Annotated in this window: 18 protein-coding genes and 2 tRNA genes; 6 read left to right on the forward strand and 14 right to left on the reverse strand. The window is 49.5% G+C overall.

Annotation, left to right across the window (positions count from 1 at the left end):
- Positions 1 to 15 precede the first annotated feature (15 nt).
- The 3 genes from nusA to ESM_RS0115845 all read right to left on the reverse strand — a co-directional run bounded on the left by nusA (position 16) and on the right by ESM_RS0115845 (position 2,266).
- Positions 16 to 1,503, reverse strand: coding sequence for a transcription termination factor NusA (gene nusA, locus ESM_RS0115835; protein ID WP_001031045.1), 1,488 nt, complete (start codon positions 1,501 to 1,503; stop codon positions 16 to 18).
- 27 nt (positions 1,504 to 1,530) lie between these two features.
- A complete protein-coding gene (gene rimP, locus ESM_RS0115840) occupies positions 1,531 to 1,983 on the reverse strand; it encodes a ribosome maturation factor RimP (protein WP_001300397.1) in 453 nt (150 codons plus the stop codon).
- 206 nt (positions 1,984 to 2,189) lie between these two features.
- Positions 2,190 to 2,266 (reverse strand) — tRNA-Met (locus ESM_RS0115845).
- Between the two features lie 346 nt (positions 2,267 to 2,612).
- Here ESM_RS0115845 and argG point away from each other — a divergent pair.
- Both argG and ESM_RS0115855 read left to right on the forward strand, forming a co-directional pair.
- Complete coding sequence (argG, locus tag ESM_RS0115850; RefSeq protein ID WP_000207667.1) at positions 2,613 to 3,956, forward strand: argininosuccinate synthase; 1,344 nt, start codon at positions 2,613 to 2,615, stop codon at positions 3,954 to 3,956.
- Between the two features lie 182 nt (positions 3,957 to 4,138).
- Entirely contained in the window at positions 4,139 to 5,092 is a 954-nt protein-coding gene (locus tag ESM_RS0115855; protein ID WP_001012981.1) for a helix-turn-helix domain-containing protein, read from the forward strand.
- Between the two features lie 65 nt (positions 5,093 to 5,157).
- Here the strand turns inward: ESM_RS0115855 and ESM_RS0115860 are convergent.
- From ESM_RS0115860 to rlmE, 6 genes are all read right to left on the reverse strand, one after another.
- Positions 5,158 to 5,244 (reverse strand) — tRNA-Leu (locus ESM_RS0115860).
- Between the two features lie 13 nt (positions 5,245 to 5,257).
- Positions 5,258 to 5,590 carry a preprotein translocase subunit SecG gene (gene secG, locus ESM_RS0115865; protein WP_001517162.1) on the reverse strand — a complete coding sequence of 111 codons (333 nt, stop codon included), beginning with the start codon at positions 5,588 to 5,590 and terminating at the stop codon, positions 5,258 to 5,260.
- Between the two features lie 227 nt (positions 5,591 to 5,817).
- Positions 5,818 to 7,155, reverse strand: a complete 1,338-nt coding sequence (gene glmM, locus ESM_RS0115870; protein WP_000071146.1) for a phosphoglucosamine mutase — start codon at positions 7,153 to 7,155, stop codon at positions 5,818 to 5,820.
- Entirely contained in the window at positions 7,148 to 7,996 is an 849-nt protein-coding gene (folP, locus tag ESM_RS0115875; protein ID WP_000764718.1) for a dihydropteroate synthase, read from the reverse strand. Before folP ends, glmM begins: the two co-directional genes overlap by 8 nt.
- Positions 7,997 to 8,085: 89 nt before the next feature.
- Positions 8,086 to 10,020: an ATP-dependent zinc metalloprotease FtsH gene (ftsH, locus tag ESM_RS0115880; RefSeq protein ID WP_001107478.1), complete on the reverse strand. Its 1,935-nt coding sequence runs from the start codon at positions 10,018 to 10,020 to the stop codon at positions 8,086 to 8,088.
- A 99-nt stretch (positions 10,021 to 10,119) separates the two neighbouring features.
- Positions 10,120 to 10,749, reverse strand: a complete 630-nt coding sequence (gene rlmE, locus ESM_RS0115885) for a 23S rRNA (uridine(2552)-2'-O)-methyltransferase RlmE (protein WP_000145975.1) — start codon at positions 10,747 to 10,749, stop codon at positions 10,120 to 10,122.
- 126 nt (positions 10,750 to 10,875) lie between these two features.
- Here rlmE and yhbY point away from each other — a divergent pair, with 126 nt between their 5' ends.
- Positions 10,876 to 11,169, forward strand: coding sequence for a ribosome assembly RNA-binding protein YhbY (gene yhbY, locus ESM_RS0115890; protein WP_001054420.1), 294 nt, complete (start codon positions 10,876 to 10,878; stop codon positions 11,167 to 11,169).
- 155 nt (positions 11,170 to 11,324) lie between these two features.
- Here yhbY and greA read toward each other — a convergent pair whose 3' ends face one another.
- Positions 11,325 to 11,801 (reverse strand): transcription elongation factor GreA, encoded by a 477-nt coding sequence (gene greA / locus ESM_RS0115895; protein ID WP_001148001.1) that lies wholly within the window; start codon positions 11,799 to 11,801, stop codon positions 11,325 to 11,327.
- 247 nt (positions 11,802 to 12,048) lie between these two features.
- Here greA and dacB point away from each other — a divergent pair, with 247 nt between their 5' ends.
- Positions 12,049 to 13,482, forward strand: coding sequence for a serine-type D-Ala-D-Ala carboxypeptidase (dacB, locus tag ESM_RS0115900; RefSeq protein WP_001212669.1), 1,434 nt, complete (start codon positions 12,049 to 12,051; stop codon positions 13,480 to 13,482).
- Between the two features lie 39 nt (positions 13,483 to 13,521).
- Here dacB and cgtA read toward each other — a convergent pair whose 3' ends face one another.
- The 4 genes from cgtA to rplU all read right to left on the reverse strand — a co-directional run bounded on the left by cgtA (position 13,522) and on the right by rplU (position 16,391).
- A complete protein-coding gene (gene cgtA, locus ESM_RS0115905) occupies positions 13,522 to 14,694 on the reverse strand; it encodes an Obg family GTPase CgtA (protein ID WP_000673561.1) in 1,173 nt (390 codons plus the stop codon).
- A 15-nt stretch (positions 14,695 to 14,709) separates the two neighbouring features.
- A complete protein-coding gene (locus ESM_RS0115910) occupies positions 14,710 to 15,675 on the reverse strand; it encodes a DMT family transporter (RefSeq protein WP_000813015.1) in 966 nt (321 codons plus the stop codon).
- A gap of 126 nt (positions 15,676 to 15,801) precedes the next feature.
- Positions 15,802 to 16,059, reverse strand: coding sequence for a 50S ribosomal protein L27 (gene rpmA, locus ESM_RS0115915; protein WP_000940596.1), 258 nt, complete (start codon positions 16,057 to 16,059; stop codon positions 15,802 to 15,804).
- A gap of 20 nt (positions 16,060 to 16,079) precedes the next feature.
- Entirely contained in the window at positions 16,080 to 16,391 is a 312-nt protein-coding gene (rplU, locus tag ESM_RS0115920; protein WP_000271401.1) for a 50S ribosomal protein L21, read from the reverse strand.
- Positions 16,392 to 16,649: 258 nt separating this feature from the next.
- Between rplU and ispB the strand changes: the two genes are divergently transcribed.
- Complete coding sequence (ispB, locus tag ESM_RS0115925) at positions 16,650 to 17,621, forward strand: octaprenyl diphosphate synthase (protein ID WP_001047349.1); 972 nt, start codon at positions 16,650 to 16,652, stop codon at positions 17,619 to 17,621.
- A gap of 226 nt (positions 17,622 to 17,847) precedes the next feature.
- Complete coding sequence (gene sfsB / locus ESM_RS0115930) at positions 17,848 to 18,126, forward strand: DNA-binding transcriptional regulator SfsB (RefSeq protein ID WP_000429729.1); 279 nt, start codon at positions 17,848 to 17,850, stop codon at positions 18,124 to 18,126.
- Positions 18,127 to 18,140 lie beyond the last annotated feature (14 nt).

The following is an 18,140-nucleotide window of genomic DNA, read 5'->3' on the forward strand; positions in this document are numbered from 1 at the left end:
TCCTGCTACAGTTTATTACGCTTCGTCACCGAACCAGCAAATATTACGGGCAGCCATAATCAGTGCTCCGGCTTTTTCGTCGGTCAACCCTTCGATATCAGCCAGATCATCAATGCCCTGTTCGGCGAGATCTTCCAGCGTACAAACGCCACGGGCGGCCAGTTTGAATGCTAAATCACGATCCATCCCTTCAAGATTCAGCAGATCGTCAGCCGGTTTGTTATCACCGAGGCTTTCTTCCTGGGCCTGTGCAATGGTGGCCAGTGCATTTTTAGCACGCTCGCGCAGTGCTTCAACAGTCGGCTCATCAAGGCCTTCAATTTCCAGCAGCTCTTTCATCGGCACGTAGGCCAGTTCTTCCAGAGTCGAGAAGCCTTCTTCTACCAGGACAGTGGCGAAGTCTTCGTCAATGTCGAGATAACGGGTGAAGGTGTCGATCGCTGCGTGCGCTTCCGCCTGATGTTTAGCTTGCAGGTCGTCAACGGTCATTACGTTAAGTTCCCAACCACTCAACTGCGAAGCCAGACGCACGTTCTGACCATTACGCCCAATCGCCTGCGCCAGGTTACCGGCTTCAACAGCGATATCCATGGTGTGTTTATCTTCATCCACCACGATAGAAGCAACGTCTGCCGGTGCCATCGCGTTAATAACGAATTGCGCCGGATTATCATCCCACAGGACGATATCGATACGCTCGCCGCCAAGCTCAGTGGAAACAGCCTGAACACGTGCACCACGCATACCCACGCAAGCACCTACCGGATCGATACGTTTATCGTTGGTTTTCACCGCGATTTTCGCACGAGATCCCGGATCGCGAGCCGCTGCTTTAATTTCAATAACTTCTTCGCCAATTTCCGGCACTTCAATGCGGAACAGTTCGATCAGCATTTCTGGCTTGGAACGGGTAACGAAAAGTTGCGCACCACGCGCTTCCGGGCGAACAGAATAGAGCACGCCACGAACGCGGTCACCTGGGCGGAAGTTCTCACGCGGCAGCATATCTTCACGCAGGATCACAGCTTCAGCATTGTTGCCCAGATCCAGAGAGATATTATCGCGGTTTACTTTTTTCACCACGCCGGTGATGATTTCACCTTCGTGTTCACGGAACTGATCAACAACCATCGCACGTTCGGCTTCACGAACTTTCTGCACGATAACCTGCTTTGCCGTCTGGGTCGTAATACGGTCAAAGGTGACAGACTCAATCTGATCTTCAACGTAATCGCCCAGGTTCAGGCTTTCATCTTCATAACGCGCGGCTTCAAGGGTGATTTCTTTAGTTGGCTGAGTGACTTCATCAACAATCAGCCAACGACGGAAGGTGTCAAAATCACCGCTTTTGCGATCGATCTGTACGCGGACGTCGATCTCTTGTTCATATTTTTTCTTGGTTGCTGTAGCCAGCGCGCTTTCCAACGCTTCGAAAATTTTCTCGCGAGGCAGCGCCTTTTCATTGGAGACGGCTTCAACTACAGCCAAAATTTCTTTGTTCATCGCGGGGTTTTCACCTCATCCAGACTATTAAAAGTGGGGAACCAGGTTCGCCTTCTGGATATTACTCAGCGCGAACACTTCATCTTTACCTTCGACGGTAACTGTGATCATTTCACCGTCTACCGCTTTGATAACGCCCTGCCATTTACGACGGTTTTGTACCGCCATACGGAGTACCAGAGTGACCTCTTCTCCGACAAAACGGGCGTAGTGTTCAGCCGTGAACAGTGGGCGATCGAGACCCGGTGAGGAGACTTCCAGGTTATAAGCAACGGTGATGGGATCTTCAACATCCAACACAGCACTTACCTGGTGGCTCACATCAGCACAATCATCAACATTGATGCCATCTTCACTATCAATATAGATGCGCAGTGTGGATGTGCGACCGCGAATAAACTCGATGCCAACCAGTTCAAAACCCAGGGCCTCAACTGGCGCAGTAATCATCTCTGTTAATTTTTGCTCTAATGTGGACAAGCCCACCCCCAAGACATAAAAAAAGGGCCTAAAGCCCAGTTATTCTGTAGTCAGATAACAAAAAACCCCGATAAATCGGGGCTTTATATAACTGAACCCTATAACCGCAAATGCGGTCTGGAGCACTTTCCAGAAGGATTTTTTCAAATCCCACTACGAAGGCCGAAGTCTTCACAGTATATTTGAAAAAGAACTCTAAGGGAAAGTGGTTGCGGGGGCCGGATTTGAACCGACGACCTTCGGGTTATGAGCCCGACGAGCTACCAGGCTGCTCCACCCCGCGCCTGAAACGTGGCAAATTCTACTTGTTTTGAGTAAAAAATGCAAATACTGCTGGGATTTGGTGTACCGAGACGGGACGTAAAATCTGCGGCCATTATAGTGATCCACGCCACATTTTGTCAACATTTATTGCTAATCATGTGAATGGATATCCAGTTCACTTTCATTTGTTGAATACTTTCATCCTCTCCTTACCTCTCTTAAGCGCATTATTTTACAAAAAAACACTAAACTCTTCCTGTCTCAGATAAAAGATGATTAAATGAAAACTCATTTATTTTGCATAAAAATTCAGTTAGAGCAGAAATACAGGCTCATCATTAGTTAATCAAGCAGGGTGTTATTTTATGACGACGATTCTCAAGCATCTCCCGGTAGGTCAACGTATTGGTATCGCTTTTTCTGGCGGTCTGGACACCAGTGCCGCACTGCTGTGGATGCGACAAAAGGGAGCTGTCCCTTATGCATATACTGCAAATTTGGGCCAGCCAGACGAAGAGGATTATGATGCGATCCCTCGTCGAGCCATGGAATACGGCGCGGAGAACGCTCGTCTGATCGACTGCCGCAAACAACTGGTGGCTGAAGGTATTGCCGCTATTCAGTGTGGTGCTTTCCATAACACCACCGGCGGTCTGACCTATTTTAACACCACGCCGCTGGGCCGCGCCGTAACCGGCACCATGCTGGTTGCTGCGATGAAAGAAGATGGCGTTAACATCTGGGGTGATGGCAGCACCTATAAAGGAAACGATATCGAACGTTTCTATCGTTACGGCCTGCTTACCAACGCCGAATTGCAGATTTACAAACCGTGGCTTGATACTGACTTTATTGATGAGTTAGGCGGTCGTCATGAAATGTCTGAATTTATGATTGCCTGCGGTTTCGACTACAAAATGTCGGTTGAAAAAGCCTACTCCACAGACTCCAACATGCTCGGCGCGACGCACGAAGCGAAAGATCTGGAATACCTCAACTCCAGCGTCAAAATCGTCAACCCGATTATGGGTGTGAAATTCTGGGACGAGAGCGTGAAGATCCCGGCAGAAGAAGTCACGGTACGTTTTGAGCTGGGGCATCCGGTAACGCTAAACGGTAAAACCTTTAGCGACGATGTAGAAATGATGCTTGAAGCCAACCGCATTGGTGGCCGTCACGGCCTGGGCATGAGCGACCAGATCGAAAACCGTATCATCGAAGCGAAAAGCCGTGGTATCTACGAAGCTCCGGGGATGGCTCTGCTGCATATCGCTTATGAACGTCTGCTGACCGGTATTCACAACGAAGACACCATTGAGCAATATCACGCGCATGGTCGCCAGTTGGGACGTCTGCTGTATCAGGGGCGTTGGTTCGACTCCCAGGCGCTGATGCTACGAGACTCCCTGCAACGCTGGGTTGCCAGCCAGATTACAGGTGAAGTTACCCTGGAACTGCGTCGCGGTAACGACTACTCCATCCTCAATACTGTCTCTGACAACCTGACTTATAAGCCAGAGCGTCTGACAATGGAAAAAGGTGACTCAGTGTTCTCACCAGACGATCGTATTGGTCAACTGACCATGCGTAACCTGGATATCACTGACACCCGCGAGAAACTTTTCGGTTATGCCAAAACTGGCCTGCTCTCCTCTTCTGCCGCTTCGGGCGTGCCGCAGGTTGAGAATCTGGAAAACAAAGGTCAGTAATTTCAGAGAGTTCGTGCTAAAGGCCGCCATTGCGGCCTTTTTTTACGGCTAAGAGAATGTGGCCACGCTTAGGGTTCATATGTCCGATTTCGGAGTTAAAGTAAAATTCAAATGAAATAAAGTAAATATCAGTCCATTCTATTTTTACTTTATTCTTTCATGCTCAGTAAAAGGAATGACCAATGAATGGTGAATATTTTGTACGCCTCGCAGTTCATACTCTGAAATGTACCCAAAAAGATTTAGCAAACCAGTTAGGTGTTTCCTCAACACAAATTAGCAAGTGGAAAAAAGGGGAACATATGTCTACTGACATGGAAAAAAAATTCAGAGATATTACACAAATAGGGCATTACTCTCCTCAACTAGTTGAATGGACGGGCTCAGTCGAGAATGCTGAGAAATGGGATCGACTTATCCATTTTCTTGCTCAACAAGCTATGGAAGACTCTGAAACGGGTTATATAACACGACCTCTTACTGACGAAGATGGCTTTTTGGTTGAAGAAACAATAGATGTGTTGAACCGCATAGGTTTTCCTTCACCTCTTTCCTTTCCCAAAGAACTTAATATTGACGGCAAAAATGCTGATCATAAAGAGGCTTTTTGGGAGGTCATAGAGAACAACGCTCATTGTTCCGTAATCAATGACATTTACCATGCTCTGAATGACGTTTATGGATTCTACATAGCATATGTTGATGAGTTAGTTCAGGATGATGATTTAGATGTCTATTCCAGCGAAGCCATCAATATTCAGAGTTCATTGATATCACTTGCCGCATGCAAAATTGAAATTGATACTCCGATTGCGTCAAACATTAAACAGTTTCGTTATAAAGTTCAAAAAGACTACGAAAATTGGTTGAATCAACTCAAGATGATGGCATTCAGGGCGGGAATCCCGTTAAGAGCCGAACTTCTGGATATGGTTTATAACACTGCTGACCAACTTAGCGTTGCAGCAGAAGCCGAAAGTTTCGATTTCAATAAATCTCGCATTCATCCTGATATATACATGAACGAGATCCTTACTGGTATGAGAATAATTCACCAGGTGCTTCCGTTAATAATGCAAAAGTTAGAAATTACAGATTTCAAACTGGATGAAACAGACTTACGGGTGGGGAAATAACTATCAGAATGTTTAACTTATAAAAACGAAAAAAGACGCTTTTCAGCGTCTTTCTTTCGGAATATTGGTACTGAGGATGGGACTCGAACCCACAAGCCCGTTAGGGCACTACCACCTCAAGGTAGCGTGTCTACCAATTCCACCACCTCAGCACAGATACTACTCTTAGTTCGGGATATCGCTGGTCGGCTTAGCCGGAGCAGCAGGCTGAGTCTGTTCGGTTTTCGCCGGAGCACTCAGATTTTCCCATTCGCTACCTTTATTGGTTTTATTACTGTTGATGTTACCCAACACCAGACTGATGATGAAGAACAACGTTGCCAGCACAGCCGTCATACGGGTCATGAAGTTACCAGAACCACTTGAACCAAACAGCGTAGCGGAAGCGCCTGCTCCGAAGGAGGCTCCCATATCAGCGCCTTTACCTTGCTGCAGCATGATCAGACCAACAAGGCCAATTGCTACAATAAGGAAAACTACTAAAAGAGCTTCGTACATAATCAACCTGTTCCTTGCGGAGTTGCCGCGTACCAATGCTTCAACCAATAAAGCGGGATAATTTAATCTTTCCCACTGAAGCGGGTGTGAATACTAACCAAAGCGAATGACCTTCGCAAGGGCAATTTTATTGCATTGTATCAACTGCGGAAAAAAACAGCAAAACCGATGTACATAAGTAGAACAAAGGCGACAATCGCCGCCTTTTTAGCCAGTTAGCAATCGCATTAAACCGCTTTTACCGCATCAGCGATACGGTGGGCAAATTCAGTCACCTGTGCTTCGTCTTCACCTTCGACCATCACGCGAATCAACGGCTCGGTGCCAGATTTACGCAGCAGCACGCGTCCACGGCTACCCAGCGCCGCTTCAACTTCCGCTGTCACGGCTTTAACTGATTCATGCTCAAGCGGATCGCCGCTGCCTGCGGTATAACGCACGTTAACCAGAATCTGCGGGAACATTTTCATGCCACTGCAAAGGTCGTGCAGACTCATGTGGTTGCGCGCCATCGCCGCCAGTACCTGCAAACCGGCAACGATGCCGTCACCGGTGGTGGTTTTATCCAGCAGAATCACATGACCGGAGTTCTCCGCGCCGATGCGCCAGCCTTTCTCCTGCATTTTTTCCAGTACATAGCGGTCGCCCACTTTTGCGCGAGCAAATGGAATACCTAGCTGTTTCAGCGCCAATTCCAGCCCCATATTGCTCATTAATGTGCCCACTACGCCACCACGCAACTGCCCCTGACGAAGACCTTCACGCGCGATGATATACATGATCTGATCGCCATCAACTTTATTGCCTTCATGGTCAACCATGATGACGCGGTCGCCGTCGCCGTCAAAGGCAATGCCGAGATCCGCTTTTTCAGCCAGTACACGCGCCTGTAATGCACGAACATCAGTTGCCCCCACTTCGGCATTGATGTTTACACCATTCGGCTCACAACCGATGGCGATTACGTTCGCTCCCAGCTCGCGCAGTACATTTGGAGCGATGTGATAGGTTGCACCATTTGCGCAATCCACCACAATCTTCAGTTCACTGAGGCTAAGTTCGTTCGGGAACGTGGCTTTGCAAAATTCGATATAGCGACCCGCAGCATCAACAATACGGCTGGCTTTACCCAGTTCTGCCGAATCAACGCAGCTAATCTCTTTTTCCATTTCAGCTTCGATGGCTTCTTCGACTGCATCTGGCAGTTTAGTGCCGTCGATGGAAAAGAATTTAATACCATTATCGTAGAACGGGTTATGCGATGCAGAAATCACAATCCCGGCCTCTGCACGAAAGGTGCGTGTCAGATAAGCCACCGCCGGTGTTGGCATCGGGCCGGTGAAGAGCGCGGAAAGGCCCGCTGCCGCCAGGCCGGCTTCCAGCGCCGACTCCAACATATAGCCAGAAATACGGGTATCTTTGCCGATAATGATCTTACGGGAGCCGTGCCGCGCCAGTACTTTACCCGCAGCCCAGCCCAGTTTAAGCACAAAATCAGGTGTGATCGGCGCATCCCCAACACGACCACGAATCCCATCGGTCCCGAAATATTTACGATTACTCATAGCGTTTATTTTCCTTTGCAGACAGAGTGGCTTCCACCACCCGCATCGCTTCTACGGTTTCTTTGACGTCATGAACACGAATAATGTGCGCGCCCTGCATTGCGGCAATTACCGCACAAGCCAGACTGCCGCTCAGACGCTCAGACGGCCCAACATTCAGTAGCTGTCCAATCATCGATTTTCGTGACATACCCACCAACAGCGGCAGATTGAAATGATGAAATTCAGCCAGACGCGCCAGTAATGAATAGTTATGGGAGAGATTTTTACCGAAACCGAATCCGGGGTCGAGCAACAATTTCTCTTTTGCGATACCCGCCTGTTCACAACGTGCTATTTGCTCAATAAAGTAGCGATTCACTTCAGCAAAGACATCATCATATTTCGGTGCTTCCTGCATGGTCTTTGGATTTCCCTGCATATGCATCAGACATACGGGTAAACCGGTTTCCGCAGCCGCTTCCAGAGCACCTGGCTCGGAAAGGGATCGGATATCGTTAATGATGTGAGCGCCCACTCTTGCCGATTCCCGGATGACTTCCGGTTTAGAAGTATCGACCGAGATCCAAACTTCGAATCGTTGCGCAATTGCCTCAACCACCGGAATAACACGCTGCAACTCTTCTTCAACACTCACTTCCGCTGCCCCTGGACGCGTGGACTCTCCACCAACGTCAATGATCGTCGCGCCAGCGTTGATCATCAGGTTCGCATGTTTCACTGCATCAGTCAGTGAGTTATGCGTACCGCCATCAGAGAAAGAATCTGGCGTAACGTTGAGGATCCCCATTACGTGAGGATGGCTAAGATCCAGTGAAGAGCCCTGGGCAAAGAGTTTCATGGTGTTATCCCTGGTATAAATTGATAAGAAAAAACCCCGGAGCACGCCCCGGGGTTTTCGGTACAAATACAGTCATCTGATGCGGGAACTTACTTGTCGCCTAACTGCTCTGACATGGTATTACCCGGATTTGGCGTGCGTGGTTCATCAACCGGACGCGGTGCCTTTGGAGTGCCATTATTGTCAGAATTGTTAGATGCTCCCGACTCTTCCCAACCTGCAGGCGGACGTACATCGCGACGCGCCATCAGGTCATCAATCTGCGGTGCGTCGATGGTCTCATATTTCATGAGTGCATCTTTCATCGCATGCAGGATATCCAGGTTGTCGTTCAACAACTGACGCGCACGATTGTAGTTACGTTCAATCAGTGACTTCACTTCCTGGTCGATGATACGCGCAGTTTCATCGGACATATGTTTAGCTTTGGCCACGCTACGACCGAGGAAAACTTCACCTTCTTCTTCCGCATACAGTAGCGGACCGAGTTTCTCAGAGAAGCCCCACTGGGTCACCATGTTACGCGCCAGGTTGGTCGCAACTTTAATGTCGTTGGACGCCCCGGTAGAAACATGTTCCGGTCCGTAGATGATCTCTTCTGCCAGACGACCGCCGTACAGGGTACTGATCTGGCTTTCCAGTTTCTGACGGCTGGCACTGATAGCATCGCCTTCAGGCAGGAAGAAGGTCACACCCAACGCACGACCGCGCGGGATAATCGTTACTTTGTGTACCGGATCGTGTTCCGGCACCAGGCGACCGATAATCGCATGGCCTGCTTCGTGATACGCGGTGGACTCTTTCTGCGCTTCCGTCATCACCATGGAGCGACGTTCCGCGCCCATCATGATTTTGTCTTTCGCTTTCTCGAACTCAACCATCGAAACAACACGTTTATTGCCACGTGCAGCGAACAGTGCTGCTTCGTTCACCAGGTTAGCCAGATCTGCGCCAGAGAAGCCCGGTGTACCACGGGCGATAATTGCCGCATCAACATCTGGTGCCAGCGGTACGCGACGCATGTGAACTTTCAGGATCTGCTCACGACCACGAACATCTGGCAAACCAACCACAACCTGACGGTCGAAACGACCAGGACGCAGCAGCGCCGGGTCGAGAACGTCCGGGCGGTTAGTCGCAGCGATCACGATAATACCTTCGTTACCTTCGAAGCCGTCCATCTCAACCAGCATCTGGTTAAGTGTCTGTTCACGTTCATCGTGACCACCACCCAGACCCGCGCCACGCTGGCGGCCTACGGCATCGATTTCATCAATAAAGATGATACACGGAGCCGCTTTCTTCGCCTGTTCGAACATGTCGCGTACACGAGATGCACCAACACCAACGAACATTTCAACGAAGTCAGAACCAGAAATGGTAAAGAACGGAACTTTCGCTTCGCCTGCAATGGCTTTCGCCAGCAACGTTTTACCAGTACCCGGAGGACCAACCATCAGAACCCCTTTCGGGATCTTACCGCCCAGTTTCTGGAAGCGGCTCGGCTCACGCAGATACTCAACCAGCTCAGCAACTTCTTCTTTTGCTTCGTCGCAACCAGCAACGTCAGCAAAGGTCGTTTTGATCTGATCTTCCGTCAACATACGTGCTTTGCTCTTACCGAACGACATAGCACCTTTGCCACCGCCGCCCTGCATTTGACGCATGAAGAAGATCCAGACACCAATCAGCAACAGCATCGGGAACCAGGAGATGAAGATAGAAGCCAGCAGGCTTGGCTCTTCAGGCGGTTCACCGACAACCTTGACGTTCTTGGTCAACAGGTTATCCAGTAGTTTTGGATCCTGAACCGGAATGTAAGTGGTATAACGGTTACTATCTTTCTTGGTAACGTTGATTTCACGTCCGTTGATACGCGCTTCACGAACCTGGTCGTTATTGACCTCTTGTAGGAAGGTAGAGTAATCCACCTTACGGCCATTAGACTCGCTGGGCCCAAAGCTCTGGAATACTGACATCAGCACAACGGCAATGACCAGCCAGAGTATTAGGTTTTTCGCCATGTCACTCAAGGGATTAACCTCTTATTACAACTGTGTTAAAAACAGCGTCAGGATACTCTATATCCAGCATCTTTCAAACTTTCGTCTGAAATCTCCCGGTTAGGGTTTACGCCCGGTCGCTACAATATACACTTCCCGCGAACGTGCACGAGAAGAGTCCGGCTTACGAACTTTAACCTTCGTAAACAGGGAGCGAATTTCCCTTAGATACTCATCGAAACCTTCGCCCTGGAACACCTTCACTACAAAACTGCCACCCGGCGCTAACACATCACGACACATTTCTAGCGCCAGTTCCACCAGATACATGGCACGGGGGATATCCACCGCCGGTGTTCCGCTCATGTTTGGTGCCATATCTGACATGACAACCTGGACTTTGCTGTCGCCTACACGCTCCAGCAGAGCCTTCATGACCAGTTCATCACGAAAATCGCCCTGAAGAAAGTCCACACCAACGATAGGATCCATAGGTAAAAGATCGCAAGCGATGATACGGCCTTTGCCGCCAATTTGGGTGACTACATATTGTGACCAACCACCCGGCGCGGCGCCAAGGTCGACTACCGTCATTCCCGGTTTAAAGAGTTTGTCACTTTGCTGTATTTCATCAAGTTTAAACCAGGCACGGGAACGTAACCCCTTTTTCTGTGCCTGTTGAACATATTTATCGCTAAAGTGTTCCTGAAGCCAGCGGCTGGAACTGGCAGAACGCTTCTTACCTGTCATTTAACTTTCCCATTGGGATAACTCATCGTAACCAATTGCGTAAATTTTTACGCGCCTATTTGGTGATATATGGGAGATGGCGGTAGAATGACCCGTTTTCAATCCCAACGTAAGCAAAAAAATACGATGAATCTGAGTACTAAACAAAAACAGCACCTGAAAGGTCTGGCACATCCGCTCAAGCCAGTTGTTCTGCTTGGCAGTAATGGTTTGACCGAAGGGGTGCTGGCCGAGATTGAACAAGCGCTAGAGCACCATGAACTCATCAAGGTGAAAATCGCAACAGAAGATCGCGAAACTAAAACCTTGATCGTGGAAGCTATCGTGCGCGAAACCGGCGCCTGTAATGTACAGGTCATCGGTAAAACGCTGGTGCTTTATCGCCCAACTAAAGAACGTAAAATCTCGCTGCCACGCTAAGATTATCCTAAAGTTACACACATTTTCTGTGTAAAACGAGGGATTTTCCGCAGGCAGGAGAGCAAAATGCCACGCTCTGTTCGTTGATAAAAGGCCGCATAGCGGCCTTTTTCCTTTCTTTACAATACATCAACATTTTGAGTATTGGGTAATTCTTACAGGTATTCCACCTTAATTACTTCAAATTCTACTTCGCCGCCCGGCGTTTTGATGACCACAACATCATCTTCTTCTTTGCCGATCAAGCCACGAGCGATAGGCGAGTTTACAGAAATCAGGTTTTGTTTAAAGTCAGCTTCATCATCACCTACGATGCGATAAGTCTGCTCTTCATCAGAATCCAGATTCAACACCGTTACGGTAGCACCAAAAATAACGCGACCATTGTTCGGCATTTTGGTGACATCGATTACCTGAGCGTTCGACAGCTTGGCTTCGATATCTTTAATACGGCCTTCGCAGAATCCCTGCTGCTCACGAGCTGCGTGGTATTCGGCGTTCTCTTTCAGATCGCCATGTTCACGCGCTTCAGCAATAGCAGCAATGATTTCAGGACGGCGCACAGATTTCAGAAAATCCAGCTCTTCGCGTAATTTTTCAGCGCCGCGTAAGGTCATCGGAATAGCTTGCATTTGTTATACCTCTTGAATATTCCTGATGGGGCGAGTCTCCACCCACCCCGGCTGTTCGGTCAGCCCGGCATAACTCCTCACCAGGGCCAGAAGCAAAAAAATACCGACCCGGAAACAGGTCCCAGGTCAGCTACAATTCACATTTTGATGGTCATTTTACCCTGAAGTTCCCGAAGGGTCATCGTTTACTTTATAGGGTGTTGCGCCGTAGTATGACGGCTCGATTCCAGGTTGTTAGCGCGAGATTATGCGATTTTCCAGATTTATCATCGGATTGACCAGCGGTATAGCGTTCAGTGTTCAGGCCGCGAATGTTGATGAGTACATTACTCAACTCCCCGCAGGTGCCAACCTTGCCCTGATGGTGCAAAAAGTCGGCGCGTCTGCCCCCACTATTGATTACCACAGTCAGCAGATGGCGCTGCCCGCCAGTACGCAAAAAGTCATCACTGCGCTGGCGGCATTGATTCAACTCGGCCCCGACTTTCGTTTTACCACCACGTTGGAAACCAAAGGTAATGTGGAAAACGGTGTGCTTAAAGGCGACTTAGTGGCGCGATTTGGTGCCGATCCGACGCTAAAACGTCAGGATATTCGCAATATGGTAACAACCCTGAAAAAATCTGGCATCACGCAAATCAATGGCAACGTGCTTATAGATACCTCCATTTTTGCCAGTCACGATAAGGCTCCCGGCTGGCCTTGGAACGACATGACACAATGCTTTAGCGCTCCGCCAGCCGCCGCTATCGTTGACCGCAATTGCTTCTCTGTCTCGCTCTACAGCGCACAAAAGCCCGGTGATATGGCTTTTATTCGCGTGGCATCTTATTACCCCGTTACGATGTTCAGTCAGGTACGCACCCTCCCCCGTGGTTCTGCCGAAGCGCAATATTGCGAGCTGGATGTCGTGCCTGGTGACCTTAACCGCTTTACGCTAACTGGATGCCTGCCACAACGTTCTGAGCCTCTTCCATTGGCCTTTGCCGTACAGGATGGTGCCAGCTATGCTGGGGCGATTCTGAAAGATGAGCTTAAACAGGCAGGCATCACCTATACCGGCACACTGCTGCGCCAGACACAGGTTAATGAGCCGGGAACGGTGGTCGCCAGCAAACAGTCGGCCCCTTTGCATGATCTGCTTAAGATTATGCTGAAAAAATCGGACAACATGATCGCAGATACCGTCTTTCGAATGATTGGTCATGCGCGCTTTAATGTGCCTGGTACATGGCGAGCCGGCTCCGATGCCGTGCGCCAGATCCTGCGTCAGCAAGCCGGTGTCGATATTGGCAACACCATTATTGCCGATGGTTCAGGGCTTTCACGACATAACCTGATTGCGCCAGCCACCATGATGCAAGTGCTACAATACATTGCCCAGCATGATAACGAGCTTAACTTTATCTCCATGCTGCCGCTGGCAGGCTATGACGGCTCGTTACAGTACCGTGCCGGTCTGCATCAGGCGGGGGTAGATGGCAAAGTTTCGGCAAAAACAGGATCGTTACAAGGCGTGTATAACCTGGCGGGATTCATTACCACGGCAAGTGGGCAACGGATGGCATTTGTACAATATCTTTCTGGCTATGCGGTAGAACCGGCGGATCAACGTAATCGCCGCATTCCGTTGGTGCGCTTTGAAAGCCGCTTGTACAAAGATATTTATCAGAACAATTAGTTAAAAAGAAACCCCGGCGCAGTGCCGGGGTTTTGCTGATTAACGCTTGTAAATGAACTCAACGCCCTCTTCGTCGTCTTCGTCCCAGTCGTCATCCCAGTCTTCATCATCCTCTTCAGCAATCTCTTCAAGCTGCTGACGGTGATAATCATCCCACATGAATTCGACTTTCTCTGGCTGTTTCGCTTCTTCGGCCTGCACCACTGGGTTTTCGATGATAAAGGTCATCACATCCCAGCAGAGGTCTTTCACGCCCAGCCCGCTCGCTGCAGAGATCAGATAATATTTATCTTCCCAACCCAGCGCCTCAGCGATGGCTTTCGCTTTCTCTTCGGCTTCCGCTTTATCCAGCAGGTCAATCTTGTTGAAGACTAACCAGCGTGGTTTCGCCGCCAGATCCTGGCTGTATTTTTCCAGCTCGCTAATAATAATGCGCGCGTTCTCAACCGGATCGGTGCCGTCAATCGGATCGATATCGATAAGGTGCAGCAATACGCGGCAACGTTCCAGATGCTTCAGGAAGCGGATCCCCAGACCTGCACCTTCAGCAGCACCTTCAATCAGCCCCGGAATATCAGCAACAACGAAGCTCTTCTCATTGTCCATACGAACCACGCCAAGGCTTGGCACCAGAGTGGTAAACGGATAGTCCGCCACTTTCGGTTTAGCCGCAGATACTGCGCGGATAAAGGTCGATTTACCAGCGTTTGGCATCCCCAGCATCCCGACATCAGCCAGCAGCATCAGCTCCAGCAGCAGCTCACGCTTATCACCTGGTGTACCGTTGGTTTTCTGCCGGGGAGTACGGTTAACCGATGATTTGAAGCGGGTGTTGCCCAGGCCGTGCCAGCCGCCCTTAGCAACCAGCAGGCGCTGACCGTGTTTGGTCATATCGCCCATGGTTTCACCAGTGCCCTGATCGATAACACGCGTACCTACTGGCACTTTAATCGTCACGTCTTTACCACGCTTACCGGTACAGTCGCGGCTTGCACCGTTCTGGCCACGCTCTGCACGGAAAGATTTTTCAAAACGGTAATCGATAAGCGTGTTCAGGTTCTCGTCGGCTTCCATCCATACGTCGCCGCCGTCACCACCATCGCCGCCATCCGGGCCGCCTTTCGGAATATATTTTTCGCGGCGGAAGCTCACACAACCATTGCCGCCATCACCTGCAACGACCAGAATCGATGCTTCATCAACAAACTTCATTTTATTCTCCGTAAATCATTCGCCTGCGCGGGGTTGCGATACCACCGTTGTATGCTTACGTAATCCGCCCCAAATACGATGACCAATGGCGGAATACATCGCGCCCGCAACCACGACAAACGCACCGAGATAACCTAAAAGGTTTAACATCGGTCTGGCGAAGAAATCGGGCCAGGCCAGTGATAAAAGATCTGAAAAAAACAGCGTAAACAGTGGAGTAAGCGTGATGATCGCGCTCACCTGCGCTGCCTGCCAGCGTGCCATCGCTTCCGCCAGGGCGCCATATCCTACCAACGTATTCAGCCCGCAAAAAATTAAACATGCGAGTTGCCAGTTGCTAAGCTGCGCTATTACCCCTGGTTTCGCCAGTGGGAAGAGCGCCATTGTACATAAAGTGTACAGCAAAAACAGGATCTGCGGTGATGCCAACCGACGCAATAAAACCTTTTGCGCCACGCCATAACTCACCCAGACCGTTGCAGCACCGACACCAAAGATAACACCCCAGGTGTAATCGGTGAGCTTTGTAAAAATCTCAACCAGACTGGTGTTAAAGAACATCACCAGCCCACTCAGAAGCATCAATGCTCCCACTACCTGAGTGCTACGCATTTTCTCTTTCAGGATAAATACGCTGGCAACCATCATGCCAACCGGCGAGAGTTGCCCTATCACCTGCGAGGCGGTAGGACTCAAGTATTGCAAGGATGAGCTGAACAGGATGAAATTCCCAAACAGTCCGGCAGTCGCCACCGCCAGTAATATCAACCAACGTGGCTTACGAAACACGCGTAATGGCGGCAGCTTTTTCTTCACTGCAAGAATGGCCCCAAGGCCAATACTCGCCATCAAGAAACGGTAAAACACGATTGTCGGAGGTTCCATCACCTCCAGCACCTGCTTCATTGCGATTGGCAACGCCCCCCAGCAAATTGCTGTGGTGAGCGCCAAAAGAATGCCAATGCCTGCCTGCTGCTTCATACCGTATTCCCTGCAAAACGCATTTGCGGATTAACGCCGCACGATGCGCATTTTTACCGGTTGTCGAATGTAAAAAGCCCCGCAACACGTTGCGGGGCTTTCATCCGTTACCGGGACGCGAAAAACTTATTCAGCTTCGATGCTGATAAACTTACGGTTTTTCGGGCCTTTAACTTCGAATTTCACTTTACCGTCTGCTTTAGCAAACAAAGTGTGGTCACGACCGCAACCTACGTTGGTGCCCGCGTGGAATTTAGTACCACGTTGACGAACGATGATGCTACCCGCCAGAACGGATTCGCCACCGAAACGCTTAACGCCCAGGCGTTTAGCTTCTGAATCGCGACCGTTACGTGTGGAGCCGCCAGCCTTTTTATGTGCCATTTGAAATCTCTCCTCAGGTCTTAGGCGCTGATGCCAGTAATTTTCACATCAGTGAACCACTGACGATGGCCCTGCTGCTTACGATAGTGTTTACGACGGCGAAACTTAACGATTTTAACTTTCTCGCCACGACCGTGAGCAACAACTTCAGCTTTGATTACGCCGCCATCAACGAAAGGAACGCCGATTTTGACTTCTTCACCGTTTGCGATCATCAGAACTTCTGCGAACTCAACAGTTTCGCCAGTTGCGATGTCCAGCTTTTCCAGGCGAACGGTCTGACCTTCGCTTACTCGGTGTTGTTTACCACCACTTTGGAAAACCGCGTACATATAAAACTCCGCTTCCGCGCACACCTTTTCAATGATTCAGAGCGCGCTATAAATATTCACAATAGGGCGCGAATATTACGCAAAACGCACGCCTTTGACAAGTGCTACAGTCAATACACGAAGAAAAAAAACACAACTTGTACGGTAACGTTTATCTGTGCCATTTTTTCAGTACAATCACCCTATATTCCTAACCATAAACCCTAAGTTGCCTTTGTTCACAGTAAGGTAATCGGGGCGAAAAGCCCGGCTTTTGCGATGAATTTAGAAAAAATCAATGAGTTAACCGCGCAAGATATGGCGGGTGTTAATGCGGCAATTCTCGAGCAGCTTAATTCCGAAGTCCAACTGATCAATCAGTTAGGCTATTACATCGTCAGCGGCGGGGGTAAACGCATTCGCCCGATGATTGCTGTACTGGCTGCACGAGCTGTTGGCTATGAGGGGAATGCGCATGTCACTATCGCCGCCCTGATCGAGTTTATCCACACGGCGACCCTGCTACACGACGACGTTGTGGATGAATCAGATATGCGCAGGGGTAAAGCTACCGCCAACGCCGCGTTTGGCAATGCTGCCAGCGTGTTGGTTGGTGATTTTATTTATACCCGCGCTTTCCAGATGATGACCAGCCTCGGCTCGCTCAAAGTGTTGGAAGTGATGTCCGAAGCGGTAAACGTCATCGCAGAAGGTGAAGTGCTGCAACTGATGAACGTTAACGACCCGGACATCACCGAAGAAAACTACATGCGCGTTATTTACAGCAAAACCGCGCGCCTGTTTGAGGCTGCTGCTCAGTGTTCCGGAATTCTGGCAGGTTGTACGCCAGAAGAAGAAAAAGGTCTGCAGGATTATGGTCGCTACCTCGGCACCGCTTTCCAGCTAATCGACGATTTGCTCGATTACAATGCCGACGGTGAACAGTTGGGTAAAAACGTCGGGGACGATCTGAACGAAGGTAAACCAACGTTACCGCTGCTGCATGCAATGCATCATGGCACACCGGAACAAGCGCAGATGATCCGTACCGCCATTGAGCAAGGCAACGGGCGTCATCTTCTGGAACCTGTTCTGGAAGCAATGAACGCTTGTGGTTCTCTCGAATGGACGCGTCAGCGTGCCGAGGAAGAAGCAGATAAAGCTATTGAAGCATTACAGGTACTCCCGGACACTCCGTGGCGAGAGGCATTAATCGGCCTCGCGCACATCGCTGTTCAACGCGATCGCTAATCCCTTCCCTGTATCCCGCGCATTGCGCGGGATAATTCCAGTAAGCTCCATAAAAATACTTATTCAGCGCAATACTCTCTGAATAATCAGGTCATTTTCTTTATATATTCTGAATCTTCACGCTATTTACATGAACTTTTTAGAGCAATTCGCCATCAGGAGTATAGTGATGCTCGACAGAACGCATGTTCTGAATGAAAGCGACTAACTTAAGGAGTGAGGAAAGATGGAGAATAATTTCATTGACTGGCATCCTGCCGACATCATTGCTGGTTTGCGGAAAAAAGGAACATCAATGGCTGCGGAGTCTCGCAGAAATGGTTTAAGTTCTTCGACGCTGGCAAATGCATTATCACGTCCCTGGCCGAAGGGAGAGATGATTATTGCGAAAGCATTAGGAACGGAACCTTGGGTAATCTGGCCATCACGCTATCACGATCCGCAGACACATGCGTTTATCGACAGAACACAGTTAATGCGCAGCTACACCAAACCGAAAAAATGAGTTGTCTGGCGGTA

Origin of the sequence: Escherichia sp. TW09308 (assembly GCF_000208565.1) — a bacterium.
In the GTDB taxonomy this organism is placed as follows: Bacteria; Pseudomonadota; Gammaproteobacteria; order Enterobacterales; family Enterobacteriaceae; genus Escherichia; species Escherichia marmotae.

What these genes read in the sequence shown, in the direction of transcription:
- yhbY (WP_001054420.1), top strand. Translation starts at nt 10,876, where the DNA reads ATGAATCTGAGTACTAAACAAAAACAGCACCTGAAAGGTCTGGCACAT.
- dacB (WP_001212669.1), top strand. Translation starts at nt 12,049, where the DNA reads ATGCGATTTTCCAGATTTATCATCGGATTGACCAGCGGTATAGCGTTC.
- rplU (WP_000271401.1), bottom strand. Translation starts at nt 16,391, where the DNA reads ATGTACGCGGTTTTCCAAAGTGGTGGTAAACAACACCGAGTAAGCGAA.
- rpmA (WP_000940596.1), bottom strand. Translation starts at nt 16,059, where the DNA reads ATGGCACATAAAAAGGCTGGCGGCTCCACACGTAACGGTCGCGATTCA.
- greA (WP_001148001.1), bottom strand. Translation starts at nt 11,801, where the DNA reads ATGCAAGCTATTCCGATGACCTTACGCGGCGCTGAAAAATTACGCGAA.
- cgtA (WP_000673561.1), bottom strand. Translation starts at nt 14,694, where the DNA reads ATGAAGTTTGTTGATGAAGCATCGATTCTGGTCGTTGCAGGTGATGGC.
- nusA (WP_001031045.1), bottom strand. Translation starts at nt 1,503, where the DNA reads ATGAACAAAGAAATTTTGGCTGTAGTTGAAGCCGTCTCCAATGAAAAG.
- argG (WP_000207667.1), top strand. Translation starts at nt 2,613, where the DNA reads ATGACGACGATTCTCAAGCATCTCCCGGTAGGTCAACGTATTGGTATC.
- ESM_RS0115855 (WP_001012981.1), top strand. Translation starts at nt 4,139, where the DNA reads ATGAATGGTGAATATTTTGTACGCCTCGCAGTTCATACTCTGAAATGT.
- rlmE (WP_000145975.1), bottom strand. Translation starts at nt 10,749, where the DNA reads ATGACAGGTAAGAAGCGTTCTGCCAGTTCCAGCCGCTGGCTTCAGGAA.
- ftsH (WP_001107478.1), bottom strand. Translation starts at nt 10,020, where the DNA reads ATGGCGAAAAACCTAATACTCTGGCTGGTCATTGCCGTTGTGCTGATG.
- ESM_RS0115910 (WP_000813015.1), bottom strand. Translation starts at nt 15,675, where the DNA reads ATGAAGCAGCAGGCAGGCATTGGCATTCTTTTGGCGCTCACCACAGCA.
- ispB (WP_001047349.1), top strand. Translation starts at nt 16,650, where the DNA reads ATGAATTTAGAAAAAATCAATGAGTTAACCGCGCAAGATATGGCGGGT.
- sfsB (WP_000429729.1), top strand. Translation starts at nt 17,848, where the DNA reads ATGGAGAATAATTTCATTGACTGGCATCCTGCCGACATCATTGCTGGT.
- glmM (WP_000071146.1), bottom strand. Translation starts at nt 7,155, where the DNA reads ATGAGTAATCGTAAATATTTCGGGACCGATGGGATTCGTGGTCGTGTT.
- secG (WP_001517162.1), bottom strand. Translation starts at nt 5,590, where the DNA reads ATGTACGAAGCTCTTTTAGTAGTTTTCCTTATTGTAGCAATTGGCCTT.
- folP (WP_000764718.1), bottom strand. Translation starts at nt 7,996, where the DNA reads ATGAAACTCTTTGCCCAGGGCTCTTCACTGGATCTTAGCCATCCTCAC.